At 37.0% G+C, this 22,943-nt stretch carries 22 protein-coding genes and 2 tRNA genes; 7 read left to right on the forward strand and 17 right to left on the reverse strand.

The genetic code is table 11. The features are described from left to right. Positions 1-78: 78 nt before the first annotated feature. The 5 genes from AB1K80_RS16540 to AB1K80_RS16560 form a co-directional block, all read right to left on the reverse strand. On the reverse strand, positions 79-984 hold the full coding sequence (locus AB1K80_RS16540) for a DMT family transporter (RefSeq protein WP_412857986.1): 906 nt from the start codon (positions 982-984) through the stop codon (positions 79-81). Beyond that, the gene (gntB, locus tag AB1K80_RS16545) at positions 981-1,964 is read right to left on the reverse strand and encodes a guanitoxin biosynthesis L-arginine gamma (S) hydroxylase (protein WP_412857987.1); all 984 of its coding nucleotides are present in this window, start codon (positions 1,962-1,964) and stop codon (positions 981-983) included. Before gntB ends, AB1K80_RS16540 begins: the two co-directional genes overlap by 4 nt. 185 nt (positions 1,965-2,149) lie before the next feature. Beyond that, the gene (locus tag AB1K80_RS16550; protein ID WP_412857989.1) at positions 2,150-3,355 is read right to left on the reverse strand and encodes an MFS transporter; all 1,206 of its coding nucleotides are present in this window, start codon (positions 3,353-3,355) and stop codon (positions 2,150-2,152) included. Between the two features lie 15 nt (positions 3,356-3,370). After that, the gene (locus AB1K80_RS16555) at positions 3,371-3,988 is read right to left on the reverse strand and encodes a TetR/AcrR family transcriptional regulator (protein ID WP_412857991.1); all 618 of its coding nucleotides are present in this window, start codon (positions 3,986-3,988) and stop codon (positions 3,371-3,373) included. Positions 3,989-4,136: 148 nt separating this feature from the next. Then, positions 4,137-5,276 carry a type II asparaginase gene (locus AB1K80_RS16560; protein ID WP_412857992.1) on the reverse strand — a complete coding sequence of 380 codons (1,140 nt, stop codon included), beginning with the start codon at positions 5,274-5,276 and terminating at the stop codon, positions 4,137-4,139. 264 nt (positions 5,277-5,540) lie between these two features. On the opposite strand from AB1K80_RS16560, the gene AB1K80_RS16565 reads away from it, so the two are divergent. Then, a complete protein-coding gene (locus AB1K80_RS16565) occupies positions 5,541-5,912 on the forward strand; it encodes a hypothetical protein (protein ID WP_412857994.1) in 372 nt (123 codons plus the stop codon). Positions 5,913-6,021: 109 nt separating this feature from the next. Here AB1K80_RS16565 and AB1K80_RS16570 read toward each other — a convergent pair whose 3' ends face one another. Together AB1K80_RS16570 and AB1K80_RS16575 are read right to left on the reverse strand one after the other, a co-directional pair. Further along, complete coding sequence (locus tag AB1K80_RS16570) at positions 6,022-7,461, reverse strand: DHA2 family efflux MFS transporter permease subunit (protein ID WP_412857996.1); 1,440 nt, start codon at positions 7,459-7,461, stop codon at positions 6,022-6,024. A gap of 76 nt (positions 7,462-7,537) precedes the next feature. After that, positions 7,538-8,110, reverse strand: a complete 573-nt coding sequence (locus AB1K80_RS16575) for a TetR/AcrR family transcriptional regulator (RefSeq protein WP_412857997.1) — start codon at positions 8,108-8,110, stop codon at positions 7,538-7,540. A gap of 420 nt (positions 8,111-8,530) precedes the next feature. Here AB1K80_RS16575 and bglS point away from each other — a divergent pair, with 420 nt between their 5' ends. Continuing rightward, complete coding sequence (gene bglS / locus AB1K80_RS16580; protein ID WP_412857999.1) at positions 8,531-9,262, forward strand: beta-glucanase; 732 nt, start codon at positions 8,531-8,533, stop codon at positions 9,260-9,262. A 96-nt stretch (positions 9,263-9,358) separates the two neighbouring features. Here bglS and AB1K80_RS16585 read toward each other — a convergent pair whose 3' ends face one another. Then, positions 9,359-9,763: a MerR family transcriptional regulator gene (locus AB1K80_RS16585; RefSeq protein WP_412858001.1), complete on the reverse strand. Its 405-nt coding sequence runs from the start codon at positions 9,761-9,763 to the stop codon at positions 9,359-9,361. A 246-nt stretch (positions 9,764-10,009) separates the two neighbouring features. Here AB1K80_RS16585 and AB1K80_RS16590 point away from each other — a divergent pair, with 246 nt between their 5' ends. Further along, positions 10,010-11,062 carry an NAD(P)-dependent alcohol dehydrogenase gene (locus AB1K80_RS16590; protein ID WP_412858003.1) on the forward strand — a complete coding sequence of 351 codons (1,053 nt, stop codon included), beginning with the start codon at positions 10,010-10,012 and terminating at the stop codon, positions 11,060-11,062. Between the two features lie 413 nt (positions 11,063-11,475). On the opposite strand, the gene licT is transcribed toward AB1K80_RS16590, so the two are convergent. The 5 genes from licT to AB1K80_RS16615 form a co-directional block, all read right to left on the reverse strand. Continuing rightward, the gene (gene licT, locus AB1K80_RS16595; RefSeq protein ID WP_412858004.1) at positions 11,476-12,321 is read right to left on the reverse strand and encodes a BglG family transcription antiterminator LicT; all 846 of its coding nucleotides are present in this window, start codon (positions 12,319-12,321) and stop codon (positions 11,476-11,478) included. Positions 12,322-12,444: 123 nt separating this feature from the next. Further along, positions 12,445-13,224, reverse strand: a complete 780-nt coding sequence (locus AB1K80_RS16600; protein WP_412858006.1) for a ChbG/HpnK family deacetylase — start codon at positions 13,222-13,224, stop codon at positions 12,445-12,447. A 66-nt stretch (positions 13,225-13,290) separates the two neighbouring features. Then, positions 13,291-15,132 carry a beta-glucoside-specific PTS transporter subunit IIABC gene (locus AB1K80_RS16605; RefSeq protein WP_412858007.1) on the reverse strand — a complete coding sequence of 614 codons (1,842 nt, stop codon included), beginning with the start codon at positions 15,130-15,132 and terminating at the stop codon, positions 13,291-13,293. A gap of 473 nt (positions 15,133-15,605) precedes the next feature. Beyond that, entirely contained in the window at positions 15,606-15,989 is a 384-nt protein-coding gene (locus AB1K80_RS16610) for a hypothetical protein (protein ID WP_412858009.1), read from the reverse strand. Positions 15,990-16,448: 459 nt separating this feature from the next. Further along, a complete protein-coding gene (locus AB1K80_RS16615) occupies positions 16,449-16,649 on the reverse strand; it encodes a cold-shock protein (protein ID WP_034324611.1) in 201 nt (66 codons plus the stop codon). 654 nt (positions 16,650-17,303) lie between these two features. On the opposite strand from AB1K80_RS16615, the gene AB1K80_RS16620 reads away from it, so the two are divergent. The 4 genes from AB1K80_RS16620 to AB1K80_RS16635 all read left to right on the forward strand — a co-directional run bounded on the left by AB1K80_RS16620 (position 17,304) and on the right by AB1K80_RS16635 (position 20,478). Further along, positions 17,304-17,738, forward strand: a complete 435-nt coding sequence (locus AB1K80_RS16620; protein ID WP_412858011.1) for a hypothetical protein — start codon at positions 17,304-17,306, stop codon at positions 17,736-17,738. Positions 17,739-18,200: 462 nt separating this feature from the next. Then, positions 18,201-19,094, forward strand: coding sequence for a DUF2935 domain-containing protein (locus AB1K80_RS16625; protein WP_412858012.1), 894 nt, complete (start codon positions 18,201-18,203; stop codon positions 19,092-19,094). A gap of 143 nt (positions 19,095-19,237) precedes the next feature. Next, positions 19,238-19,873, forward strand: a complete 636-nt coding sequence (locus AB1K80_RS16630) for a hypothetical protein (RefSeq protein WP_412858013.1) — start codon at positions 19,238-19,240, stop codon at positions 19,871-19,873. A 245-nt stretch (positions 19,874-20,118) separates the two neighbouring features. Continuing rightward, on the forward strand, positions 20,119-20,478 hold the full coding sequence (locus AB1K80_RS16635; protein ID WP_412858015.1) for a hypothetical protein: 360 nt from the start codon (positions 20,119-20,121) through the stop codon (positions 20,476-20,478). Positions 20,479-21,023: 545 nt separating this feature from the next. Here AB1K80_RS16635 and AB1K80_RS16640 read toward each other — a convergent pair. The 4 genes from AB1K80_RS16640 to AB1K80_RS16655 form a co-directional block, all read right to left on the reverse strand. Beyond that, the gene (locus AB1K80_RS16640) at positions 21,024-21,836 is read right to left on the reverse strand and encodes a CPBP family intramembrane glutamic endopeptidase (RefSeq protein ID WP_412858017.1); all 813 of its coding nucleotides are present in this window, start codon (positions 21,834-21,836) and stop codon (positions 21,024-21,026) included. A 170-nt stretch (positions 21,837-22,006) separates the two neighbouring features. Continuing rightward, on the reverse strand, positions 22,007-22,678 hold the full coding sequence (locus tag AB1K80_RS16645; RefSeq protein WP_412858019.1) for a hypothetical protein: 672 nt from the start codon (positions 22,676-22,678) through the stop codon (positions 22,007-22,009). Continuing rightward, positions 22,652-22,735: transfer RNA gene (locus tag AB1K80_RS16650), tRNA-Leu, on the reverse strand. The genes AB1K80_RS16645 and AB1K80_RS16650 overlap by 27 nt, the downstream gene beginning before the upstream one ends. A gap of 44 nt (positions 22,736-22,779) precedes the next feature. Next, positions 22,780-22,861, reverse strand: a tRNA-Leu gene (locus AB1K80_RS16655). Positions 22,862-22,943 lie beyond the last annotated feature (82 nt).

A 22,943-nucleotide genomic window follows, 5' to 3' on the forward strand; every position in this document is an offset into this window, starting at 1 on the left:
TTTTATTTCGGATCACAACGATCCGTTTTCAAACTTGAAGGTGTTTTTTATTTGTCTCATCTTATGGGGTCAGTCCCTTCATATCGAGTTGCTTTTTTTCATTTCCTTTTGCGGGGTCATCTCTGCAATGTAGATGGCGATAAGAATGAGAATGGCCCCTAACCATTCCAATCCTTCCACCATTTCTCTTAAGACAAAGAAAGCAAAGACTGTGGCAAAGATAGGCTCTGTCAACTCTAAAAATTGAACCTTATTTGCCTCCAAATAAGCAAGGGCTTTCGTTGTACAATAGAACCCGCCGATTGTAGGGAAAATGGCTAATGCGAATAATGTTGGATACGTATTCACCTCTGGAACAGTGAAACCCTCTATATAGAATGGAACGAACAAGTAAATGACACCAAACAGCATGAAGTACCAAATGAGTGCCAAGCCACCCGTTAACGTGAACTTTTTAGTGAATACAAGAAATAAACCGTACCCAATCCCTGCAACGCAAGCTAATAGTGCACCTACTGAAAACTGACCAGAAGCTGCGCCCTCTGCCACCGCCATCACACATAACCCAGCAGTGAGTAATATAAACCCAATCACCTTCAGCACATTTTTTCGTTCTTTTAAAAGCAATGTACTAAAAATAAACGTAGTAAAAACAGCTGAACCTAATAGCATAAAGACAACAAATGGCACGGCCGCATAATGATAGGCTGTCGTTTCAAAGTAATACAACACAAAGATCCCCAAAAACGAACACAACGCCATTTGCTTCACATATTTCTTTAATCGCACCACTTGTTGTTTAAATTCTTGATGAAACAAGAAAAACACAGATAATGCGACAAATGCAATCAAACATTTGTAAAAAGACACAGCTGTTGGACTGAGATCGCTTGCAAACAATCCTTTACTAAATATGCCGACACTCCCATTTAATACAGCTGCCCCTAACGCTAATAAGATGCCTAAAAGATATGTATTCTTCATCCATTCTCCCTCAATTGTTGAATGGGTAGCTTCTGGTTTTTCATCAAGTCTTTTATTAATGGTGCATTTTGGTTTGATGAAAAAAACACCCCACCCATTCGATTATTTAACTTTGCATATGTTTCATCCTTCATCATCACTTGATGTGCCTTTGCAATGTTCCAATAAGGAATACTCGCTTGAAGGTGATGAGTCAAATGATAATTCTCTGCATGAATACTTAAGAAAAAAGCTTCTATCCAATGACTAAACCGATTTCGTGTCATTTGAATGCTTTTCTTATGATCGAGCATGAGTGGATAATGTTCTGCAATCTCAATAAACCAACCAATGACCATAAATGCTGTGAAATACGGAATCACCCAATATAAAATCAAATGCATCAATAAACCGAAATAGAGGAGTACACCACATATCACAAGCCACATCACGATCATTTTTGCATATTGTTTGGGATATTTCGTAAATTGCAACATGCGATGTTTGAAAACATATACAGCATAACTAAAAATATTCAATAGAAACAATGGCCTTAAGACATATTTATGGAAGAAATGCTGATTGTCGCGAAGCTGATACAATCCCACTTCCAAATGATATTGATAATCTGGATCTTTATTTGGATTTCCTAAATGCATATGATGACCTTTCACATGTGAATCTTGATAGATATGAAACTCTTGACCAATTAAATACCCTGAGAAATATGTACCCAATATACGATTCAGTTTTTTACTCTTTGCTAAGCATAAATGGGATGCATCATGAAGAATGGTTGCGAGCGCTCTCTGTCTAGAACCAATGATACACACGGTGAGGATGTAAAAAGCCCAATGAAACTCGCTTAATACAATTGCCAATGCAATCATTGCATAATCATACAGTAACCCCAAAATCCCCCGATAATTGTTCGATTGATATAAGGGCTTTAGCTCATCTCTTATTTCTTTAGAAAAACGATGGTACTCATAATTAGCCACAATCATTCCCTCATCTTTCTCATGTGCAAAAGTTTGATTACACATTATGTATTTTTATGAATTATATTACATTTAAATACATGACAATTCAATCCTTTTTCAGGAATATATTTCATTTTTCTACAATACTAAAAACCACAAACAAAAAAAGAGACCTTTATCAGGTCTCTTCAAGTCTAGTTTATTTATGATTCTCCTACTGTCTCCTCGGTGATCTTTCCCTTCCAAATGAAGGTTAAGCCTAATCCCAAGAACAAAACAACTCCCGCAAATAGAAATGGGAAGTGGATATTTTGGTCGAATAAAATTCCACCAAGGGCTGGACCAAATATCGTGCCAAGGCTTGTGTAGGTTGAGTTCATCCCCGCTACAAACCCTTGCTGGTTGCCCGCGATCTTGGATAAGAATGTCGTTAATGCAGGTCGTAATAAGTCAAATGCAAGGAAAATGACACATGTCACAATGAGCACGACCATAAATCCTGAAACGACTGTGGACACAAAAGCTAACGCTGCTCCCACAATGAGACAGAGTTGAATGACTCTTTTTTCACCGATGGCATTCACAAGTTTTCCGAAGACAAGTACTTGAATGATCACTGCCACAATCGAACTCACCGTAATGATAATGGCAATATCTTTCGGTCCAAACCCGAACTTATGATTGGTAAACAAGCTAAAGACCGTTTCATAAGCAGATAGTCCAAACGCCAGTACAAAGACAATGATAAAAGCGATCAGATAACTTGGGTGAATTGACTTTTTCAAATCTTTAAAGAAGGTCGAGTCTTTTACTTGCCCCATTTGCTTCTCTCTCTCTTCTTTTGTTAATGGCTCTTTCAACATAAACATAGAAAAAATGACCGCAATAAATGCAATACCGGCAGCAAAGAAGAACGGAAGGCGCACGCCATATTCTGCAATAAAACCACCAATCCCTGGTCCAATAATAAACCCAGTGCTAATGGCGGCAGATACATATCCCATCGCCTTTGATCTTTCTCGTACTGTCGTGATATCCGCAACATAGGCTGTAACAGCCGGCATAATAAATGCCGCACTAATACCACCTAGAACCCTTGATAAATATAGAACATACACATGTGTCCCTAAACCAAAAACAAGTTCAGATACTGCAAATAGAAACAGCCCTGTCACAATCATAATCTTTCGTCCATACCGATCTACCCATCTTCCGGCAATCGGTGATGCAATTAATTGTGCCACAGCGAATGCGGCGACAAGGTATCCCATTGTGCTGCCTGTTAAATGCATGACATTCATAAAGAGTGGCATCACTGGAATAATCAAGCCAATGCCTAAAAATGCAATAAATATATTACTTAATAAAATAATCAGTACCGTTCTTTGCGCGCGAATCGGTTTTTGCATAGAGTTGCTCCTTTACTAACTCAATTGTTTCTCATGATGATGGATTCCGTGAATAAACAATGAGATTGCTTCTTTTTGTAATTCGATCTTTTGTTCGATCGTGTCATTTTTATATAACACGCCTAACCCGTAAAATACGGAAAGTAGTATTTTCACTTTTGACTCAACATTCTGGATGGACCAACTGCCATCTTCGTTTCCTTCAAGGAGGATGTCTCGCATCACATCATCAAAGTCGACATCAATTTTGTTCATCCGCGCCATGACTTCATCTGATGTAAAAGCACTTGCACAAAATTCCTCACTTGCTCTCATTAGTGGATAATTTATATTCATGTGACTGATTAACTCCGCAAACCCAGCAAGTTTATCTGTGGCAAGAGGTAACGCCTTTTTCTCTGCATTCCATGTCTCCATCATGTAGCGATGATCCTCTTCCATAATATGAAGGAACAAAAACTCTTTTCCTTTAAAATGATGATACAGATTGCCTTTACTAATTTCAGCAGCCTCTAGAATATCTCGCACAGAAGTTTCCGAATACCCTTTTTTGGCAAATAAGTCACGCGAAGTGGTCACAATTTTTTGCCTCGTCTTCTCACTTTTTCCGGCTCCGCTTTGTGCACTTGTCATGTCCAACAACCCTTTCTAATATGCCATTCTTCCATAGGACAAAATAAGACCGACCAGTTGGTCTGTTTTTTATTATAAATTGACATCAGCCATAAGACAATAAAAAAGCATAAAAAAAAGACCCGCTATTTTCGGGTCTTTTTCTTGATTAATATTTGTCAAAATACGTTTGGAGTTTACTTGGATCGTTTGTCTTTGTCAGTGCAAGCATGAGTAGAATTCGTGCTTTTTGTGGATTTAATGAATCTGAAGTGACAAGTTTGTTTTCATCATCTGTCTTTTCATGAGTAACGATTCCATTTCCAACACGGCTTGATCTCACCACTGGCACATCTTTTTTGATCGCGTCTTTTGCACCATTAATGGCTTCTGTTGACATCGTTCCATTCCCAACTGCAGCTACGATAATCCCTTTTGCTCCAGCTTTGACTGCTGCATCATACATATACTTTTGGTCATTTTGATAGCCATATACGATATCAACTTGTGGGAGTTCTTTGATTTTTGAAATATCAAATTCACTTTTATTCGTATGTGTTCTTGTCGGTTCATTATAAAAAGAAACCTTTTCACCAGTAACGACCCCAATGTATCCTTGTTCAGTTGACTTAAAGGCATCCGTTGTCGTCGTGTTCGTCTTAGTAATAAATCGTGCCGATGCAATTCGGTCATTTAATGTGATCATAACGCCTTTACCTTTAGCTTCTTTTGTAGAGGCAATCTTTACTGCATGATATAAGTTAAGCGGACCATCCGCACTGATAGCAGATGCTGGTCTCATTGAGCCAACAATCACGACTGGTTTATCACTTTTTACGACTAAATGTAAAAAATATGCCGTTTCTTCCAGTGTATCTGTACCATGCGTGATGACAACGCCATCGACCTTATCATCTTTGACAAGCTCATTCACTCGTTTTGCTAATTTTAAAAGGAGAGCATTATCAACATTTTCACTACCTACATTCTCTACTTGCTCACCAGTAACATTGGCAACATCCTTTAACTGAGGAACTGATTCAATGACTTTATCGATACCAAGTGTTCCAGATTTATAACCTGTTGTATCTGTATCACTATCTGAAGATCCTGCAATAGTCCCACCTGTTGCCAACACTTTCACATTCGCCAATGACTTATTTCCTACTTTTGCTGCAGATGTTTTTTCTGTTGTTTCGTTGACACTTTCTTTCTCTTTTTCGCTTTGACCACTCTCAGCCGCACATGCTGCCGTCATCAGTAATGATACGGACAGAAGGCCAGCACCTAACCACTTGAATACGCTCATATGATCATCTCTTTTCTCCATTTATTGAATGCTTTTGTTTATGTCTACAGGGTTTACTTTATACCACTTATGCATCTTTTGACATGAGGCTAAAGTTATAGAACCAATTTGAGGTAAAAAGGATGCTAAATTACAGAACTTAAACACAACTAAATACCCACTTTAACAAAAATACCAAGTGTTGATTCAAGGGATAAAAAGTGCACTTTTCCATATCCAAGTTATGATAAAATAAAGTAAATTGACCAAAGGGGAGTATGTACGTTGCGTTCGATTCAATCATTTCATAGAATTGTGATCACGCTATTCAGCAGTTCTATTCTACTCGGCTTGTTCGTATGTTTTTATCCACCGATTCAAGGTCCTCCAGACTTTCTGGTGCTGTATATCCCAGTCTTTTTTGTCTGCTATTTCATTTTTGCCATGCCATTGCAATTGTTGTTTTCTTTGAAACCAAAAGCCTTTCACCTGCTATATCTCGCTGTTTATTTACTGATTGCATCGGTTGTGATGCTTTTTATCATTGATGGAATAGGTAGTCCGGCGACAGTTCCTATTATGATCATGTGCAGTCTAATTTATTGGACCTGTGATTCTATCTTTTACCAAAGAAGGCTGATCAAAACACCTAATTAATGCTACGACCAATAACAGTATAGAAATGATTTTTAAATTGAATATCACCCTCACGCACAAACAATAAATATAAAAAAGCACAGGCATTGTACCTGTGCTTTTTTAATACTTATGATACTTGCTGTTCTACCTTCACGCGTTTAATAAAGAAGGAGATGATTAAACCAATAATCGTCATGATCACAGCAAAGATGAATGCATGTTGTACACCGTTGGTAAAGGCTAACAGCTTGTTGACTGGATTTGCTGGATCAGCTACTTGTTCCATAAAGTTACGAGTACCTGAGGAGAGGATAGAGATACCAACCGCTGTGCCAATAGCGCCTGCTACTTGTTGTAATGTGTTCATAATCGCTGTTCCATGTGGATATAGTTCTGGTGGAAGCTGATTTAATCCATTTGTTTGAGCCGGCATCATGATCATAGCGATTCCCACCATGAGCATAATATGCAAGGTCACAATATATCCAATGGTTGTATTCACACTTAAATTCGTGAAGCCAACCATCGTGGCTGCGACAATGACAAGACCCGGAATGACAAGCCATTTTGGTCCGAATTTATCAAATAAGCCACCCATAATTGGGGATAGTAATCCGTTGATGATTCCACCTGGTAGCAACATCAAACCTGCTGTAAATGTGGACAGTGCCAAAGACGTTTGTAAATACAATGGTAGGATCATCATCGCTGAGAGCATCACCATCATACAAACTAAGATTAACAGTAATCCAATGACAAACATCGGATATTTGAAAGGACTTAAATTGAGCATCGGCTCTTTCATTCTGAGCTGTCTGAGGGAGAAGATGAGGATACTGAATACACCTACCACAATGGCAACGATAACGTGCGTACTTCCCCATCCGCCGCCTTCACCAGCACTACTGAATCCATATACGATGCCACCGAAGCCAATTGTTGAGAGGACAATCGAGAGGACGTCGATTTTTGGACGAGTCGGTTCCGTAATATTTTGCATAAAGATATAACCAAAGACCAGTGCAGCCATTAATAACGGAAGCGAAATCCAAAAGATCCAATGCCATGATAAAGATTTAAGAATTAGACCAGAGATGGTTGGACCAACAGCTGGTGCAAACATAATGACAAGACCAATAATCCCCATGGATCTACCTCTTTTATGAGGTGGAATAATGACTAAGATTGTGTTAAACATTAACGGAAGGAGCAAAGCTGTTCCAATCGCCTGCACTACACGTGCAACCATTAACACACTGAAGACCGGCGCAATCGCCGCGATAAAAGTTCCAATAATAGAAAATATTAACGCAGTCAAGAAAAGCTGTCTTGTTGTAAACCACTGGAGAATCAAACCTGATATTGGAACGAGAATCCCTAGCGTTAATAAGTAACCTGTTGTCAGCCACTGCGCTATCGTTGGTTCGATTCCAAAATCTATTGTTAAACTACGTAGCGCCATGTTTAGCGCTGTTTCGCTGAAAAGACCTATAAATCCAGCTGTGATAAATGAAATAAGAATCGGTAACGTTCTTATGTCAGACGCTGCCGTTTGTTGTTTATTCATATCATTGACTCCTTTTCTTTTACAAATTAGTTGAATATCAGACATCGGGCTGTTAAGAAATGAGCCAGTGTTCATGCTATTGAAAGACGGTTAAAATCTGTCTTTCTGCGGCGAATCGTGCAATTTCATCAATTGAATAGCCAGATTCATGAATATAATACATGAGTTCAGGTGTGATGGGAGAGGACATCAATAATGCCGTCAACTCGATGTCTTGTATCTTTGCTTCTCCTTTGGCGTTCGCTTCCTCCAACAAATCACGAATGATTTGTTTCAGTGATTGACTATAACGACAATCATACACTTTACTTGTCTGTTCTAGATTACCTGAGATGGTAAGCATCCGTATCCAGTCTAAGTGATGTCCGACAATGAGGTGGATCTCTTCGAGGACATAACGCAGCCGCTCTCTCACCGGCTGATCACTAATGTTACTCAAGTAAAGGTGTAAAGCAGGAATAAGCTGTTCAAACTTGTCACCTAAAATCGAAAGACACAAGTCACTTTTATTTGCATAGCGACGGTAAAGTGTTCCTTGTCCAACACCAGCGGTTTTCGCTATTTTATGCATACTGACATTTTCTACGCCTAGCTCTTGAAACAAGGAAAAAGCCACTTCTTCAATTTCCTTCCCAATATGATTCCCCATGATTCCCACCTTCTTACCTTCATCCATATTGCAAACATAACTGTCTGTTTTACATCAAGCGACCTTTAGATTTTTATTAGGTCATTTATCCCGGTCTTATCTTACGGACAATTGTCCGCTTTGTCAATCATCTTTTTTCGTCGTTTTTTCATTCAATTGCTCGAATACATGCCCTCAGCCTGTTCAACATTTTAAAGAAAAAATCACAATGGAAAATGAACACTGCTTCAAGTGTTTCTAGCGTCTTTATGGAGACTTTGCTATCTTTGTCCCTTTCATGCAAATTTCTACTATTTCTTACAAGTTGACCTAGCAAAATATCCTATTTAATATCCTAAATTAGACCGATGTTTCATTTCAAAAGATTCGTGTATGATCATTAAAGAAAGCGCTTTCAAAATAAGAGAGGGGAATGCCAACATGTCTCATCGTGTAAAACGAATGTTGTTGCTTCTTGTCGCTGGATTATTGATCAGTTTATCCACAATGCCTTTTACAGCCTCAGCCCAAACAGGTGGATCGTTTTATGAACCTTTTAACAATTACAATGGTGCCCTATGGCAAAAAGCAAATGGATATTCAAATGGAAATATGTTCAACTGTACGTGGCGTGCTAATAATGTATCCATGACGTCTTTAGGTGAAATGCGTTTATCCCTCACAAGTCCCTCTTCTCAAAAGTTTGACTGCGGAGAAAACCGCTCGACTCAAACATACGGCTATGGACTTTATGAAGTCAGTATGAAGCCTGCAAAAAATGTAGGTATCGTTTCATCGTTCTTTACTTATACTGGTCCAACAGATGGAACGCCTTGGGATGAAATTGATATTGAGTTTTTAGGAAAAGATACAACAAAGGTACAATTCAATTATTATACAAATGGCGTAGGAAACCATGAAAAAATCGTCAACCTCGGTTTCGATGCAGCAAATTCATACCACACATACGCCTTCGACTGGCAGCCAAACTCAATCAAATGGTATGTTGATGGACAGTTAAAACATACTGCCACCACTCAAATTCCCAAAACCCCCGGTAAAATCATGATGAATCTTTGGAATGGCGTAGGAGTCGATGAATGGCTTGGCTCATACAATGGCGCTACACCACTTTTTGCCCATTACGACTGGGTACGTTACACAAAAAAATAACCTCATGTTGGCAAAGGGCTAAAAGGATCTTTCTTTTTAGCTCTTTGCCTTTTGATCACGCCAATTTCATCATCACTGAACTGATAACATGCATCTTTATGAGATCGAGCTTTTGTTCATTTGATCTGCTAATCTTTTCTCATAGTTGTGAATAATATCTTCATAACTTTCGATTTTATAATCTAACCTTTTAATGGTGTCTTCCATTTCTTTTTGTTTTTCAACAAGCCGTTCTCTTTCGTTTACTAAAATACGCTTTCTAGCAGACAACGTATGGTCATCCCCCTCGATAAATAAAGCGGTGTACTCCCTCAGCGCATCAATGGAAAGACCTGCATTCCTCATGCATTTAATAAATTCGATCCATTGAACATCTTCCTCTGTATAATCTCGCACTCCGTTTCTGTCTCGTCTGATTGGTCTGATCAAACCAATATTTTCATAGTATCTGAGCGTCGCTGTGGATAAGTCCAATTGCTTTGCAACCTGCGCTATTCTCATCGCTTTCACCCTTCTCTTTGTCATTGAAATTCCAATTCTTATCATCTTAAACGCGTGTTAAGTCCCTTCTTCATCATCCTCTTTTTAAACGGAGCGACAAGGTGCTTTTGACTCAATCTTTTTAGACATTGATGATGCTAAAGATGGAATGTTTGACGTAAGAGACTCATCCTTGACTTAAAGTTCACTTTAAGATTTACAGTATAAAGGAAAAACCGAATTTCATTGTTGAAAGGATGATTGTGAATGTGTCAAACGCACCAATCACATGTATTAAGTGTTTCACATGCAAAAGCAAAATTTGAACGGACGACGATCGAGCGAAGAGCCCTTCGTCCACATGATGTTTTGATTGATATTCAGTTTAGTGGGATATGTCATTCGGATATCCATAGTGCCTTTGATGATTGGGGTGGCGGTATTTTCCCAATGGTTCCGGGCCATGAAATTACAGGGGTTGTTGCTGCAGTAGGTGACGCTGTGACGAAGTTTTCAATTGGAGATCGGGTTGGCGTCGGTTGCTTTGTAGATTCTTGCGGGACATGTGAATATTGCCAAAATGGAGACGAGCAATATTGTACGAAAGGAGTCGTCCAAACGTATAATAATCTCGACTACGATGGAGAACCGACATATGGTGGCTATAGTCAAAAGATTGTCGTAACTGAGCGATTTGTCGTCAGCATTCCTGATCAACTAGAACTTGACGTCGCCAGTCCTCTTCTATGTGCTGGTATTACGACCTATTCTCCATTGAAGCATTGGAATGTAGGGCCTGGCAAAAAAGTCGCTATCGTTGGAATGGGCGGACTCGGACATGTGGCAATCCAATTCGCACGCGCGATGGGTGCTGAAGTGACCGTCCTTAGCCGCTCTTTGAATAAAAAAGAAGAAGCCATGTCATTTGGCGCAACAGATTATTTTGCAACAAGTGATCCTGACACATTCAAGACACTTGCCGGACAGTTTGACGTGATATTGAATACCGTCTCTGCTAATATTAACGTCGATGCTTATCTATCCTTACTTCGCGTAGATGGAACATTGGTCAACGTCGGTGCACCAGCTGAACCAGATCAATTCCGGGTTTTTTCACTCATTATGGGACGTCGTAGTATCGCTGGCTCACTTGTAGGTGGCATCCAAGAAACACAAGAAATGCTCAATTTTGCAGCCGAACACAACATTGCTCCACAAATTGAAGTCATCAACGCAAACCAAGTCGACGAAGCATACGAGCGTGTCCTGAAAAGTGACGTACGCTACCGTTTTGTCATTGATATTGCAACACTCGCATAATCGATACAAAAGACTAGCCATAGTGGTTAGTCTTTTGATTTGTCGGAAAATCATTTCCATTTATCCATAATTTATCACTATGGACTCATGACACAGCTAATTCCTTTTGATTGAATGGATCATAGTGACTTGCATTGGACATGAGCTAAACATTGTCAACAAAAGAGGAGTGAAGTTGTGGATACCCTATTAAAATCTTTATTACTGATCGCAGTATTTGTCGCATTAGGTTTTGCTTTCATACGAGAAATTAAAAAGGAGTCGTTTCATAAACGCACCTTTATGAAGAAATTATGCATATCCTTAGGCTGTACCTGCTTATTGATTATTGCCACCCTCTTTTTCTTATTGAGAAGATAAGGGAATAAGAAAAGGCTACTATTGTTTCATAGTAGCTTTGTTCGTTAGGACACTTATGAAATATTTGCGCTCCGATTCGTTACCCGGTGGATATGAATAATTAAATAGACAAGTTCTTCATTGGACGGAGCGATCTTGTAATTTTTCTCTAGGTAAGTGACCATTTTTTGTGCACAACTATGCGCTTTCGGATATCGATTTTTGATTTGTTCAAAAAGTGAATCACCTTCATCTGGGATTGTCTCTTTAGAGAGAATGCGATATGCAAAATATCGGATGTGGGTCATAAACCGACTATAGTTGATTGAATGCTCGTCTAGCTTAATTCCGTAGTGATATTTCACTATGTTAAGCAAATCATTCACAATTTTGGTCACTTCGATTGTTTGTTTCATATCGCTTCCGCTTTGTTGGGCATTCACAAAATGAAGCGCAATAGACGCAGCTTCTTCCGTTGGCAAAGCAATCTGTAGCCGTTCTTCAATGATCTTTAGTGCATCTAATGCGACAATATATTCATCCTTGTGGAATTTTTTCACTTCCCATAAAAGCGGGTTTGTGATATCAATTCCTTCTTGATATCGCGTGACGGCAAAACTAATATGATCAGTCAAGGTCAAGTAGATATTTTGATTAAAGCTAACCGTTAACTTGTTTTCAGCATATTCAATAATATCTTTTGTTAACTCTAAATATTCAATGCTTATATGTTCAATCAGTTCAGTGAGTTTGTTCGTTTGACCTTTATCAATCACAAACTTTTTATCCACTTTTGAAAAGTCTACCTCTTCACTGTTATGTTTATTAAAACCGATGCCTTTTCCCATCACGATCATTTCGTTACCCATCTCATCACTTAGCAAGATGACATTATTATTAAATATTTTTTTTATTTTCATTTAGATCACCTACTTTCTTACATACGCAAAGAAGAAAATCCACAGAAAATTTAAGCGTTCTCATTCTAAATCTATCATACTTTACTAACAAAAAGATATATTTAATTCAATATACCTTATCATCTATGAGTTGGATAGCTGGCTATATGAAATAAGCTCAACGCCGTGTTCTTTCAAGTAATCAAACCACTTTTGGTTTAAAAAGAGAGACAGATCCTTTTCTCTCGCATCGTTTAATGAAGAAAGCCCTCTTAACTCCTCATCAACGAACCCAGGATGACATGGAATCTCAACAGTTGCATCTGTCTGTTGATATCGAGCGATGACATCGAGCACAGCAGACTCTTGCACAATCGGCGAAGAAAAGTCTGTGTATAGATCATCTGTCGTTTCCACACCCGATTCTTCTAGTTGTTGCTTCATCAAAAGGTCCTCTGTTAAGGCGACATCTTTCCTCATAGGAACACGATATTCTTTCGCCAATTCAATGATGATTTGAAGCATGTCTGCATGTACAATACTAAAACCGTGATGTGTATCAATATGAGTCAAAGTTAAACCAGAAGACAGAAACTTTTCAATTTGGGCTCTTAGCTCTGCACGAACCTCTTCCTTATGAAAGAGACTTGGAATAAGCGACGGTTTTCGATAGAAATCTCCATTGTGATCTACAATGGATGTGACTTTTCCACTTTCAAGTAAAGGTTTCAATAAAGTCAGGTTTAAATGGACACCCATCGCTTCAATTCCTGCTTCTTTTGCCATTTCAATCGAGCGATCAAAGTGTCTTGTATTCGTCAACATGGTGGTATCTGTCACAATTCCTTCTTTCATTCCCTTGATGATGCCTCGACTCACCGACTCTGTTAAACCAAAATCATCTGCATTAATGATTAACCTCACGATATCTGACTCCTTTGCACAATAGTTAGAGAGAAACACCAGGTAACGAATACCCGGTGCTTGGTTTTAAGATTTTTTCTTTAAGCTTAATAAATCTTGATTCTTTTGTACTTGCCCCTCAAATGGAACGACCTCTTGAATTTGTTCATATTGATCGGTATTTGTAATCACAATCGGTGTTGAAATTGGATACCCCGCTTCAATGATTTTATCTAGTTCAAACCGGATGAGGGGTTGGCCTTGTTTGACTTCATCCCCTTGTTTCACTAAACAAGTGAAGTATTTGCCCTCTAACTTGACTGTATCTATACCCACATGGATTAAGATCTCGGCACCTTTTTGAGAAACCAAGCCAACCGCATGTCCACTTTCCATTGTAACAGAGATGACACCGTCTACAGGAGCCACAACTTCTCCTTGATCTGGTTCAATCGCAATTCCTTTCCCCATCGCTTCTGAAGAAAACACGACATCTTCTACTTGTTGAAGTGCTTTGACTTGTCCAGAAAGAGGACTCATGATTTGCTCATTCAGTTGTTGAGGATCTTTCTCATCTGCTTCCTCTTTTTTCGGTTGCTTTACTTCATATCCAAAGAGGATTGGTAGAATGGCTGCAATGACAATCGTAATCACGATACCTAGAATATACAGACCCATTGGACTTTGTGCCGGGAATGTAAACACGTTGAGGAAGAAGTTAAATACGACTAACTCGACTTTAAAGGTCGCAATTAAGGCTCCCCCAATTGCTCCAGCAACGATCATGTAAATCATTGTTTTTCTATGTCTGAGGATAATCCCATATAAAATAGGCTCTGTAATCCCTGATAAAATGGCGGATAGGAAAGTCGATCCACTCAATGCTTTCATATCTTTGTTTTTCGTTTTAAAGAATACACCTAATGCAATCCCCATTTGTGCTGCAATGGATGCTGCCGCTAACGGGACGATCAAATCGGAGCCTCCTTTGAGGTTTTCGATAATAATTGGAACCATCGCCCAGTGAAGACCGAATAAAACCAAGAATGACCAAGCGCCGCCAATCACGATACCCGCTAAAATGTGGCTGCTATTAATAAGGAAATTGACTAAATCACCTAACCAAGTACCTAGATAAACACCAAATGGTCCAACGAGCATTGTCGTTAACGGCACTGTAATTAAGATTGATAAAAACGGAACTGCAAAGATTTGTAGATTTTTATGAATGACTTTCTTTAAGTTACTTTCAATCAATGCAAAGAGACTAACGGCAATGATTATCGGAAAGATCGAAGATGCGTAATCCAATAAAGGAACAGGAATTCCTAAAAAGGAGACAACATTTCCTGCTTCACGTAATGCCGTAAAATTAGGCTCCAATAGCGCCGCTCCAATGGCCCCTGCAACATATGGGTTTGCACCAAGGACTCTAGCAATCGTTACCCCTAATAGAATAGGTAAGAAATAAAATACGGCATTTCCAGCTGCTGCAAGAACAGCATACGTTCCATCTTCTGGTGTTAATAGATTTAAATTTTCTAACACGATTAATAGTGCTTTGATCAAACCAGCCCCTGCAAAAGCAGGAATTAATGGCGTTAAGCTTCCTGAGATTAATGAAAACACTCTTGAGATGATCGTTTGCTTTTCTCCTGATTTTCCACCGGAATGATCATCATCAAATTGACCTTGACGTTCAATTTCTTTATAGACGTCTGCCACATGACTTCCAATGACCACTTGAAGCTGACCACTACTCTCAACAACCTTTAAAATGTCTGGGTGTTGTTCCAAATCGCTTTTTTCCACTTTCTCAGACTGATTAATCCGAAAACGTAACCTTGTAGCACAATGAGTCACGCCTAATACGTTATCACTGCCCCCTACCATTTTCAGAATATCCTTTGCTAATGTCTCTTTATTCATCTGTATCGCCTCCATCAAAATATTGTTTAAACCAAAGTGTGAACATGTCCTTTCACACTTCCCTCCCTTCCAGCAAGAGAATCTTTCTATTTTTAGATAAAAAAAACCTGAATTGAGGCCGGTTAATTGTCATCACAATTAACTCACATCAATTCAGGTTTCGCCTGCCGAACAGTCACAATCCCTTTTCGTGTATTCTATTGTATGCACATCAGTTGAAAAATAGGGTATAAAAAAACCTAAACTGAAACCAATACAATAACAAGCATTATTGTATACGTATCAATTTAGGTATCGCCCGATTAAGGTCACAATCCTATGATGAAACTGCTTACACACTTACTATAAAATACTTTTTTCAAAAATGCAATAAAAATTTTAGTTCTTTTTAAATTTAATACAGGACATATTACATGTATAGATGAAAATATAAAAGGGATGATCGACCTATTCATCCCTTTTCCAAATAGATGCTACGCCTTTACTTCTACATTCCTACTTTTACTATCCAAAAATGTCACAATCACACTCACTACACTCACCAAAAAGCCGATCACTGAAACCAAAATGATCAATCCCCCATTAGGAATGAGGAAACCAATCGGCAGCAATCCAAGGAATGAGAACACAATAAAGCACTGATAGATCCCTGATATCACCCTGATCACGATATGATGAAAGAACGAAAGCACCAACGGAGGAATGAATAGAACAACCACCATTCCGACTGACAGCATCAAAATGAACGGTTCTTCAAATGAAATGGTATGTTCCCCTAGTGAATCCATTGCTGCTGTCAACAACACAGCAACTGACATCACGAGCGTTGATAGAACCAGTAAAAATCGTTTTAGCATGTCGATGTCTCCTATCATGAGATGGTATTGTCTGATATACTTTCAACTTTTATTTCTTTAATCAACTGATAGTTAGCACGGTGTTTATTATTTGATACTAGAAATGCTAATTAATTTTATTTACACAACATACTCTTTTGTAATTCATTATCAGACAAATTGATTTTACCATATGTTATATTTAAACAATATCCTTTAAATTGGTGAATAAGTAAATGTTGTCTAATTTTACATCATCTTAAAATGAATGACTTAGAATGCTACATTTCTAAGAAAAAAAGAAATTTTTATGGAAATTCCGCATTTTGTAAACCCAATATGCTATACTTGTTTAAACCTTCGAAGCATGAATTTTTTTACGATTACCTTGTAACACCTCCCTACTTGCATGCTGAGTAGGGTTTTTTTCATACAAAAAAACAGGCTCTCCGTAGAGAACCTGTTTTTAAAAGATGAAGATTAAGCTTTTTGTACGTTAGCAGCTTGAGCTCCACGAGAGCCTTGCTCTACGTCAAATGTAACTTTTTGACCTTCGTCTAAAGATTTGAATCCGTCGCCTTGGATTGCAGAGAAATGTACGAATACATCGTCACCTTCTTCACGTTCGATAAATCCAAAACCTTTTTCTGCGTTAAACCATTTTACTGTACCTTGTTCCATGATTGTTACCTCCTCGTGTGTTCCCCACACAATGTATTATCTATCCTTGCCCAAAGTACCCTCAAGACGAAAAGTCAATCTTCATACTATCCTTTACGCCGAACAAAAATATTTAATTTTAATTATAGCACCGATCGGAAATAATTGCAATTTAATAATCTAAAAATACCAACGCACGTGATACGGTTACAGTTTCAAATGCAACTTTCTTAACTTGATAATCCAAAACACTTATTGTATCTTCTCTTTCACCTTTCCATCTCGGGCTTAATAAACGGAGGTTTTCACAATACATCATATACTAGAAGAAACTCTCTATATATTGTGTGTATGAATAAAGGTTTTTCTACTATGTGTTGTTGGCACATTTTCTGCATAAAAAATGGTATTACAACACTCTATATATATTCTTTTATCAACAGACTTTCAACATATGCGGATGCCTTTTTCAGGATAACATAGGCATAAAGGACTGGGTTCCCACTTTTGAGCATCTTATTATTTATTTTAATGAATAACTCATAATTATTCCGCCTATATACTAGAGTTCTACTGGAATATATACTCATTAATTCAACAGATTGGTTTGATAACCAAAAACATCTATGTTATTCTAATATTTGTATATATTTCTAAATACAGGGGGTTTTGTTTATGAAAAAAAAATTATTACTCGTTCCTGTTATTTCACTTGGATTGTTTAGTGGAATAACCGGTGGTGTTTCTGCTGCTGAAATAGAAAATTACAATCAAAATCAAACTCTTTCTACTACCATGAATACATCTAGCAGTATTCATGATAAAGCTGTTGAACTACAAAATAGAAAAAGTGAGGTGTTTTTTACCTACAGGTCTAATCCTATTAAATATTTCAAGTTTTATTTTACTGGTTCTGACGGCGTCACTGTAAATTTTGATAGTGAATTTCCTCATAAATTTAGCATATTAAACGGGAAGTTTATAGAAGTTGGATATTCAACAGTTGCACTTGCTTCGGAATTAACTTATGGTTGGAATTATATTGAAGTAGTAGATACAAGACCTCGTATTGGCGCATCATACTTTAGTATAAAAATAGATTGGCAATAATTTATTAGTATATATTTAGAAAAATCCTTTTTAAATATTTATTTTAAATTGTGAATATAAGACCAAGACGGCATTTTCTTGGTCTTATTTTATTTATTATAAAACCCTACTAAAACGTCATTTGACATTGTTCAAATCGTATATACTTTAAGTTTGAATTAGAAATTATAGTCTTTGTAATATCCACTGCTTCACTTGTTTATTTTGTTGTGCAATGATAATTTAAAGTTCCTCCAAAATCATCCTGCTCTCCAACCATAAAACCCTAAATTAAATAGTTTATGATCTAACCCTTTCCAATCTCAATCTTCCTTTCATCGAACTCTCAATATTCCGTTTTCACCTTTTCTTTCCGATTCATGTAAACCCGAATTTAAAAGTCTTTATTTGCCACCATCCTCCACATACTTAGATTCAATGCCGCATATATTTCTAGACAAATATAAGTTCTAGGGGGATGACATGAACAATCAATTAGATCAGGAGTATCAAACGAATGACCCTATGTTGGAACCACCAGAAAGATTAGCCGCACCATCTGAATCCATAACAGAACAAACATTTATTGAACGTTCATTAATTGAAAATAAATTCTGGCTGCGAATTATGAAAGAACATGCTTTATTTCTTGGTGAAGGTTTTAATCGTAAAGATAAACAGTTTATCCAACAAACAGACCGTTTTCATTATTATTTTGAACAACAAGAACAACGAGCCTATAAAACGCCCAATAATGTTCAAGCTGTACGTAAACTGAATGAAGATAGTATTGATCTAGCATATGGTTTTCGAAATTTCAAAAGAAATTTGCTTATACTGATTATTAACTGCAAGGTTTCAGGGTTTAACTTTCCATTGCTGGTTGATCATATTGCTCGTGAAGCAGAATATTTCGTGCGAACACTTCAAAAATTTAACAAAGGTATACTTGATCCTATTCAAGACGCCATTATTAGTGAGAATGTTTTCTGGCTGAAAATTATGATGGAACATTCCAGATTTATCGCCTCACTATTAGACCAATCTGAACGTAAACTTGTTCATAAAGCCAGTGAATTTGGAGATAATTTCGAGGTGTTGCTTAATCAGGCTAGAGATGTTGAATCCATGTTGTTTAGGAAAAAACCAACTTACCCAATTATTGTTAAAATGAATGATGATAGCGAAGACGCTACAACAGAGCTAAGAAATTTCAAAAAAGCAGGATTAGAGATGATTAAATCATGTCAAATTAAAAATGTGATCAATCCTCTACTAGCAGATCATGTTTTGCGTGAAGCAAATCACTTTCTATATATGACAGATGTATTAGAAAAACGTTTAAAAGAAAAACAATCTATGGAATCTTCTTATTAAGCCTTTCATTTTCATGAAGGCATTTTTTTATTGATCCGTCTTGCCCGACTGCATGATACGAAAAATTAGGCGAATACCCTTATCAAAAACTGATTTAGGTGCATAACCTACTCCTAAAATGTATTTTTAAAAGGGGTTTAGATATGTATTATTATTCTGATCCGTATTATCCTTATCATTTTAGACAACAAACTGATTTGAGTCAGGCAAATCAAAAAATGCGTAGCCTTTTATCTACGATTCAACAAATTCCTGTACACTCATCCTCCTTCCAAAACTCAATGGCTACAGTGGTGAGACATCTGCAAGTTGTCAGCAGAGCACTTGCTCTTGGATGCGGTATGAGTTCAGAATTCAGATTTCTTCCAGATACTTGGGGATTACGTGAGCTTCATATTGTACACGCAAATTATCTTACTCCACTGAGTTATCACGTTTTTTCTGCCTTAGGTGCAGCCGAGCTTCTTGCCACAGGACAAGGTCGGGCTCCTCACTTTCCTCTTATGATTGGCTGTATGAATTCAATACTTCGTCTATGGTCAAACCTCCCTGGGGCGCTAGCAGACCTTCGAAGAGCAGCCGGTCAACAATACGCATCTTCTGTAGACGAGGCAGAAAGACTACTAAGTCCAATGGTTCCATCCACACAACAGGCATTATCCATCAGTCAATCTGCAGTTAGTCCGGCTATTTGGCAGGCTTCCTTACATGCTACACATTTAGCTCGGGAAGTACGGCAGAATGTTGCACAATCAGTGAGTCAGGGATCTTCATATTAATAAGGCCATACGATTTGAAATTTTCGGGGAATTAACCTTCTCCATTAAAACGACTGTATGTTGTCTTTAAATACAACTGCTGATCAAAAAAGGTACCCTATGGTGTGGTACCTTTTTTGAGTCATCATGATGTTGTCATTACAATTTTATAACACAGTAAATCGAAATAATTTCAGGGGATTTTATCCTTATTCTATAAATATTGTATTATTAATCTAGCATTCCATTTTATAAGAGATTTCATCATGTTTAGAAATGGGGATAGTCACTTAATGAACAAGAAAACAGTTTTCTTTATTGTGGGAATAGTAGCGTTAATTATAATTGGGTTCTTATCAGTAAACCTTTTCTATGATTATCAAGCCAAGAGAATTGCATCTGAAACTGAAGATTATTTAATCAATGAAAAGGAGAAGAAAAAAGAAGATTTTAAAGAAATCAAAGGCATTCGATCTAAGGTTGGAGATTATGGAATTTTGGTTCGAGTCATCTATAAAAGCAAGCCTCACATACATTATTTCTATATTTCAAATAACGGCAAAATAATATATGAAGGTAAGGATGATCTAAGTAAAGTCAAAGAGCCCTTTCTTAATGAAGAATGATTTGTAAGGATAAAGAATTATTTAGTATACATGGAATCCGCAATGTCCTGTTGTTCGGAACACACAAAGTCCTTTATTTGAAATTGTACAAACCGCCTTGGAAAAATCGCTCGGCCATCTCATATTTGAAGATGTAGTAAAGGAAATGATCGTAAAAGAAAAATCAAATAATATAGATTACTTCATCACACGAGGAGAAGAAACACAATTTAAAAGGGACTGTATTTATTAACTCTAGCCCCAAATGGATTCGATGTAAATATCAAATTCAACCCAAATAAGCCCACTTAGATAAAGTTGGTGGGCACGTTTTGGACAGCTTTAACAGAATGAAATGATTATTTTAATATATTAAAAATAAGTTCATGTTACAGACCTGCAAATGAATTTACATAATAAGTTTCTACGTGGTGTCTTTGTAAATTACATTTGTTTTATACTGACCAACCATTCAACTTAATTATTAAGGAAGGCTCTGTTAAAATTCATTGTTGATATTCCATACAAAGAATAGTTCTATTGTCTGACCCTTTTCTACAAAATTTTTATATTAATATTAAACCACTTAAAACCATGAGAATGTTTAAAGCAATATGCCAAATAATCGAGGGAATAATACTTCTAGATTTGATAGTGATCCCTCCATAAAACATTCCTCCAATAGAAAAAGCAATACAAATAACCCAAGGAATCCCGAGCGAATAATGTTGTAATCCAAAACCTAAACTCGTTACCACAACCGCCCATTTTTCACCTAATTGTTCTGAGAGTCGACTCAAAAGATTACCTCTCCAAATTATTTCTTCGAGTACAGCGTTTGTAATTGAAAATATGATAGTGAATAGCCATATTTCTTCGATAAATGACCAGCCATTTTGAATAACAAATGGTGCAAAGCTGACAATATTAACTGATAGTGCTATGAAAAGAAAGAATTTAACACTTGTTCGGTGAAATCCCGACCAAATAAACGGGAAATAAATTAATTCATTCCACTGTGGCTTTTTCAAATATGTTATAAATGTAGACTTAGTAAAGATAGATAAAATGAACAATGGGACCAATATAAAAACTAATGATACCCTGTTGAAAAATATACGTAATTCCTCTATTTGGATTTGTATCGTCCAATGTGAATTTACATATAAATAAGCGAAAAATCCAATGCCAAATAGGACATTTGTGACAACAAACGATTTCATAGATTTATCAAATTTCATAAAAAGAAAAATAGAAGTAACTGCCCATATAGCAATAAGTAAATAATTATTTAGTTGAATCGAAATAATAAGTGTCGCAAATAAAAATAACGAGACTATGTTTTTAACCATGATAGTATTTATAAGTTTCCACTCCATTAAAAAGATTACTATGAAGACTCTCTCAACGAATGATTAGTTTCATTAACTTTAATATCCTAAAGCAAAAGGAAAATCAACAATGACCATAAAAATTCAAGTAAAAACTTCAAAAGTCATTTTTCTTCATATGGGTGATGAGCAGAAATTGGAAAACTCACTTATATCAATTAAATCCAAAAATTGTTCCCATTCTTGTTTTGCATATAAGTATCTTTCCGCATCAACTTCCTCGATGTCATTCCTTTCTGTGATATGATTTTTATAAAAACCAAGTATATGTTTTTATAAAACTTTATTTTCTCAACTAACTCTTTAACACTGGATTCATCTAAAATAATCGAATGATGTGTTTTATGATTTCTATATTCATTAATAAGTGTTATTGTCGCCTCAACATTTTCTGTTAAATCTATATCGAGTAAAAACTTAATTCTTTTAATTGCTTCATTCAAATAATTGTATCTTTTGATTGCCGTTGCCCAAATCAACATCAAAAACGGTTTTTTCCTACCTTTACTTTGATTCTTTAGCTTTTCTTTTGCTTCCATATATAAATCTATATCTGTAAATATGAATGATTCATTTTGCTTTGACAATATGTATTTCATTAAAATTTCTATTCCATGATTAAGAAATATAATTGCATCTTTTAAAAAGTGATAACTACTTTCCTTATGATACTTCTCAAAATAAGAACATTGAAAATAAAAAAGCCCACTTACTTTATCTAAGTGGGCACGTTTTGGGCATTCACGTAAAATCCTATAACAAAATAAAAATACCAAAGGTCTATAAACCCTTGGTATCATTGATGCGGCCGAGAGGACTTGAACCTCCACGGGGTTAACCCCCACTAGGCCCTCAACCTAGCGCGTCTGCCATTCCGCCACGACCGCGTGATATACAGTTGTTTGTCGTTACATTGTTTTGAAGAAAACAATGCGGGTGAAGGGACTTGAACCCCCACGTCGTAAGACACTAGATCCTAAGTCTAGCGCGTCTGCCAATTCCGCCACACCCGCGTGACAATGGTGAGCCATGAAGGACTCGAACCTTCGACCCTCTGATTAAAAGTCAGATGCTCTACCGACTGAGCTAATGGCT

The organism is Bacillus sp. 179-C3.3 HS (assembly GCF_047229225.1).
Lineage (GTDB): Bacteria > Bacillota > Bacilli > Bacillales > Bacillaceae > Bacillus.

Bases quoted from the DNA above. Each gene is read 5' to 3' on its own strand.
- AB1K80_RS16615 (WP_034324611.1), bottom strand. From the start codon at position 16,649: ATGGAACAAGGTACAGTAAAATGGTTTAACGCAGAAAAAGGTTTTGGA.
- AB1K80_RS16630 (WP_412858013.1), top strand. From the start codon at position 19,238: ATGTATTATTATTCTGATCCGTATTATCCTTATCATTTTAGACAACAA.
- AB1K80_RS16560 (WP_412857992.1), bottom strand. From the start codon at position 5,276: ATGAGCGTATTCAAGTGGTTAGGTGCTGGCCTTCTGTCCGTATCATTA.
- AB1K80_RS16550 (WP_412857989.1), bottom strand. From the start codon at position 3,355: ATGCAAAAACCGATTCGCGCGCAAAGAACGGTACTGATTATTTTATTA.
- licT (WP_412858004.1), bottom strand. From the start codon at position 12,321: ATGAAAATAAAAAAAATATTTAATAATAATGTCATCTTGCTAAGTGAT.
- AB1K80_RS16620 (WP_412858011.1), top strand. From the start codon at position 17,304: ATGAAAAAAAAATTATTACTCGTTCCTGTTATTTCACTTGGATTGTTT.
- AB1K80_RS16570 (WP_412857996.1), bottom strand. From the start codon at position 7,461: ATGAATAAACAACAAACGGCAGCGTCTGACATAAGAACGTTACCGATT.
- AB1K80_RS16585 (WP_412858001.1), bottom strand. From the start codon at position 9,763: ATGAGAATAGCGCAGGTTGCAAAGCAATTGGACTTATCCACAGCGACG.
- AB1K80_RS16640 (WP_412858017.1), bottom strand. From the start codon at position 21,836: ATGGAGTGGAAACTTATAAATACTATCATGGTTAAAAACATAGTCTCG.
- AB1K80_RS16555 (WP_412857991.1), bottom strand. From the start codon at position 3,988: ATGACAAGTGCACAAAGCGGAGCCGGAAAAAGTGAGAAGACGAGGCAA.
- AB1K80_RS16610 (WP_412858009.1), bottom strand. From the start codon at position 15,989: ATGCTAAAACGATTTTTACTGGTTCTATCAACGCTCGTGATGTCAGTT.
- AB1K80_RS16625 (WP_412858012.1), top strand. From the start codon at position 18,201: ATGAACAATCAATTAGATCAGGAGTATCAAACGAATGACCCTATGTTG.
- AB1K80_RS16575 (WP_412857997.1), bottom strand. From the start codon at position 8,110: ATGGGGAATCATATTGGGAAGGAAATTGAAGAAGTGGCTTTTTCCTTG.
- AB1K80_RS16635 (WP_412858015.1), top strand. From the start codon at position 20,119: ATGTTTAGAAATGGGGATAGTCACTTAATGAACAAGAAAACAGTTTTC.
- bglS (WP_412857999.1), top strand. From the start codon at position 8,531: ATGTCTCATCGTGTAAAACGAATGTTGTTGCTTCTTGTCGCTGGATTA.
- AB1K80_RS16540 (WP_412857986.1), bottom strand. From the start codon at position 984: ATGAAGAATACATATCTTTTAGGCATCTTATTAGCGTTAGGGGCAGCT.
- AB1K80_RS16605 (WP_412858007.1), bottom strand. From the start codon at position 15,132: ATGAATAAAGAGACATTAGCAAAGGATATTCTGAAAATGGTAGGGGGC.
- AB1K80_RS16590 (WP_412858003.1), top strand. From the start codon at position 10,010: ATGTGTCAAACGCACCAATCACATGTATTAAGTGTTTCACATGCAAAA.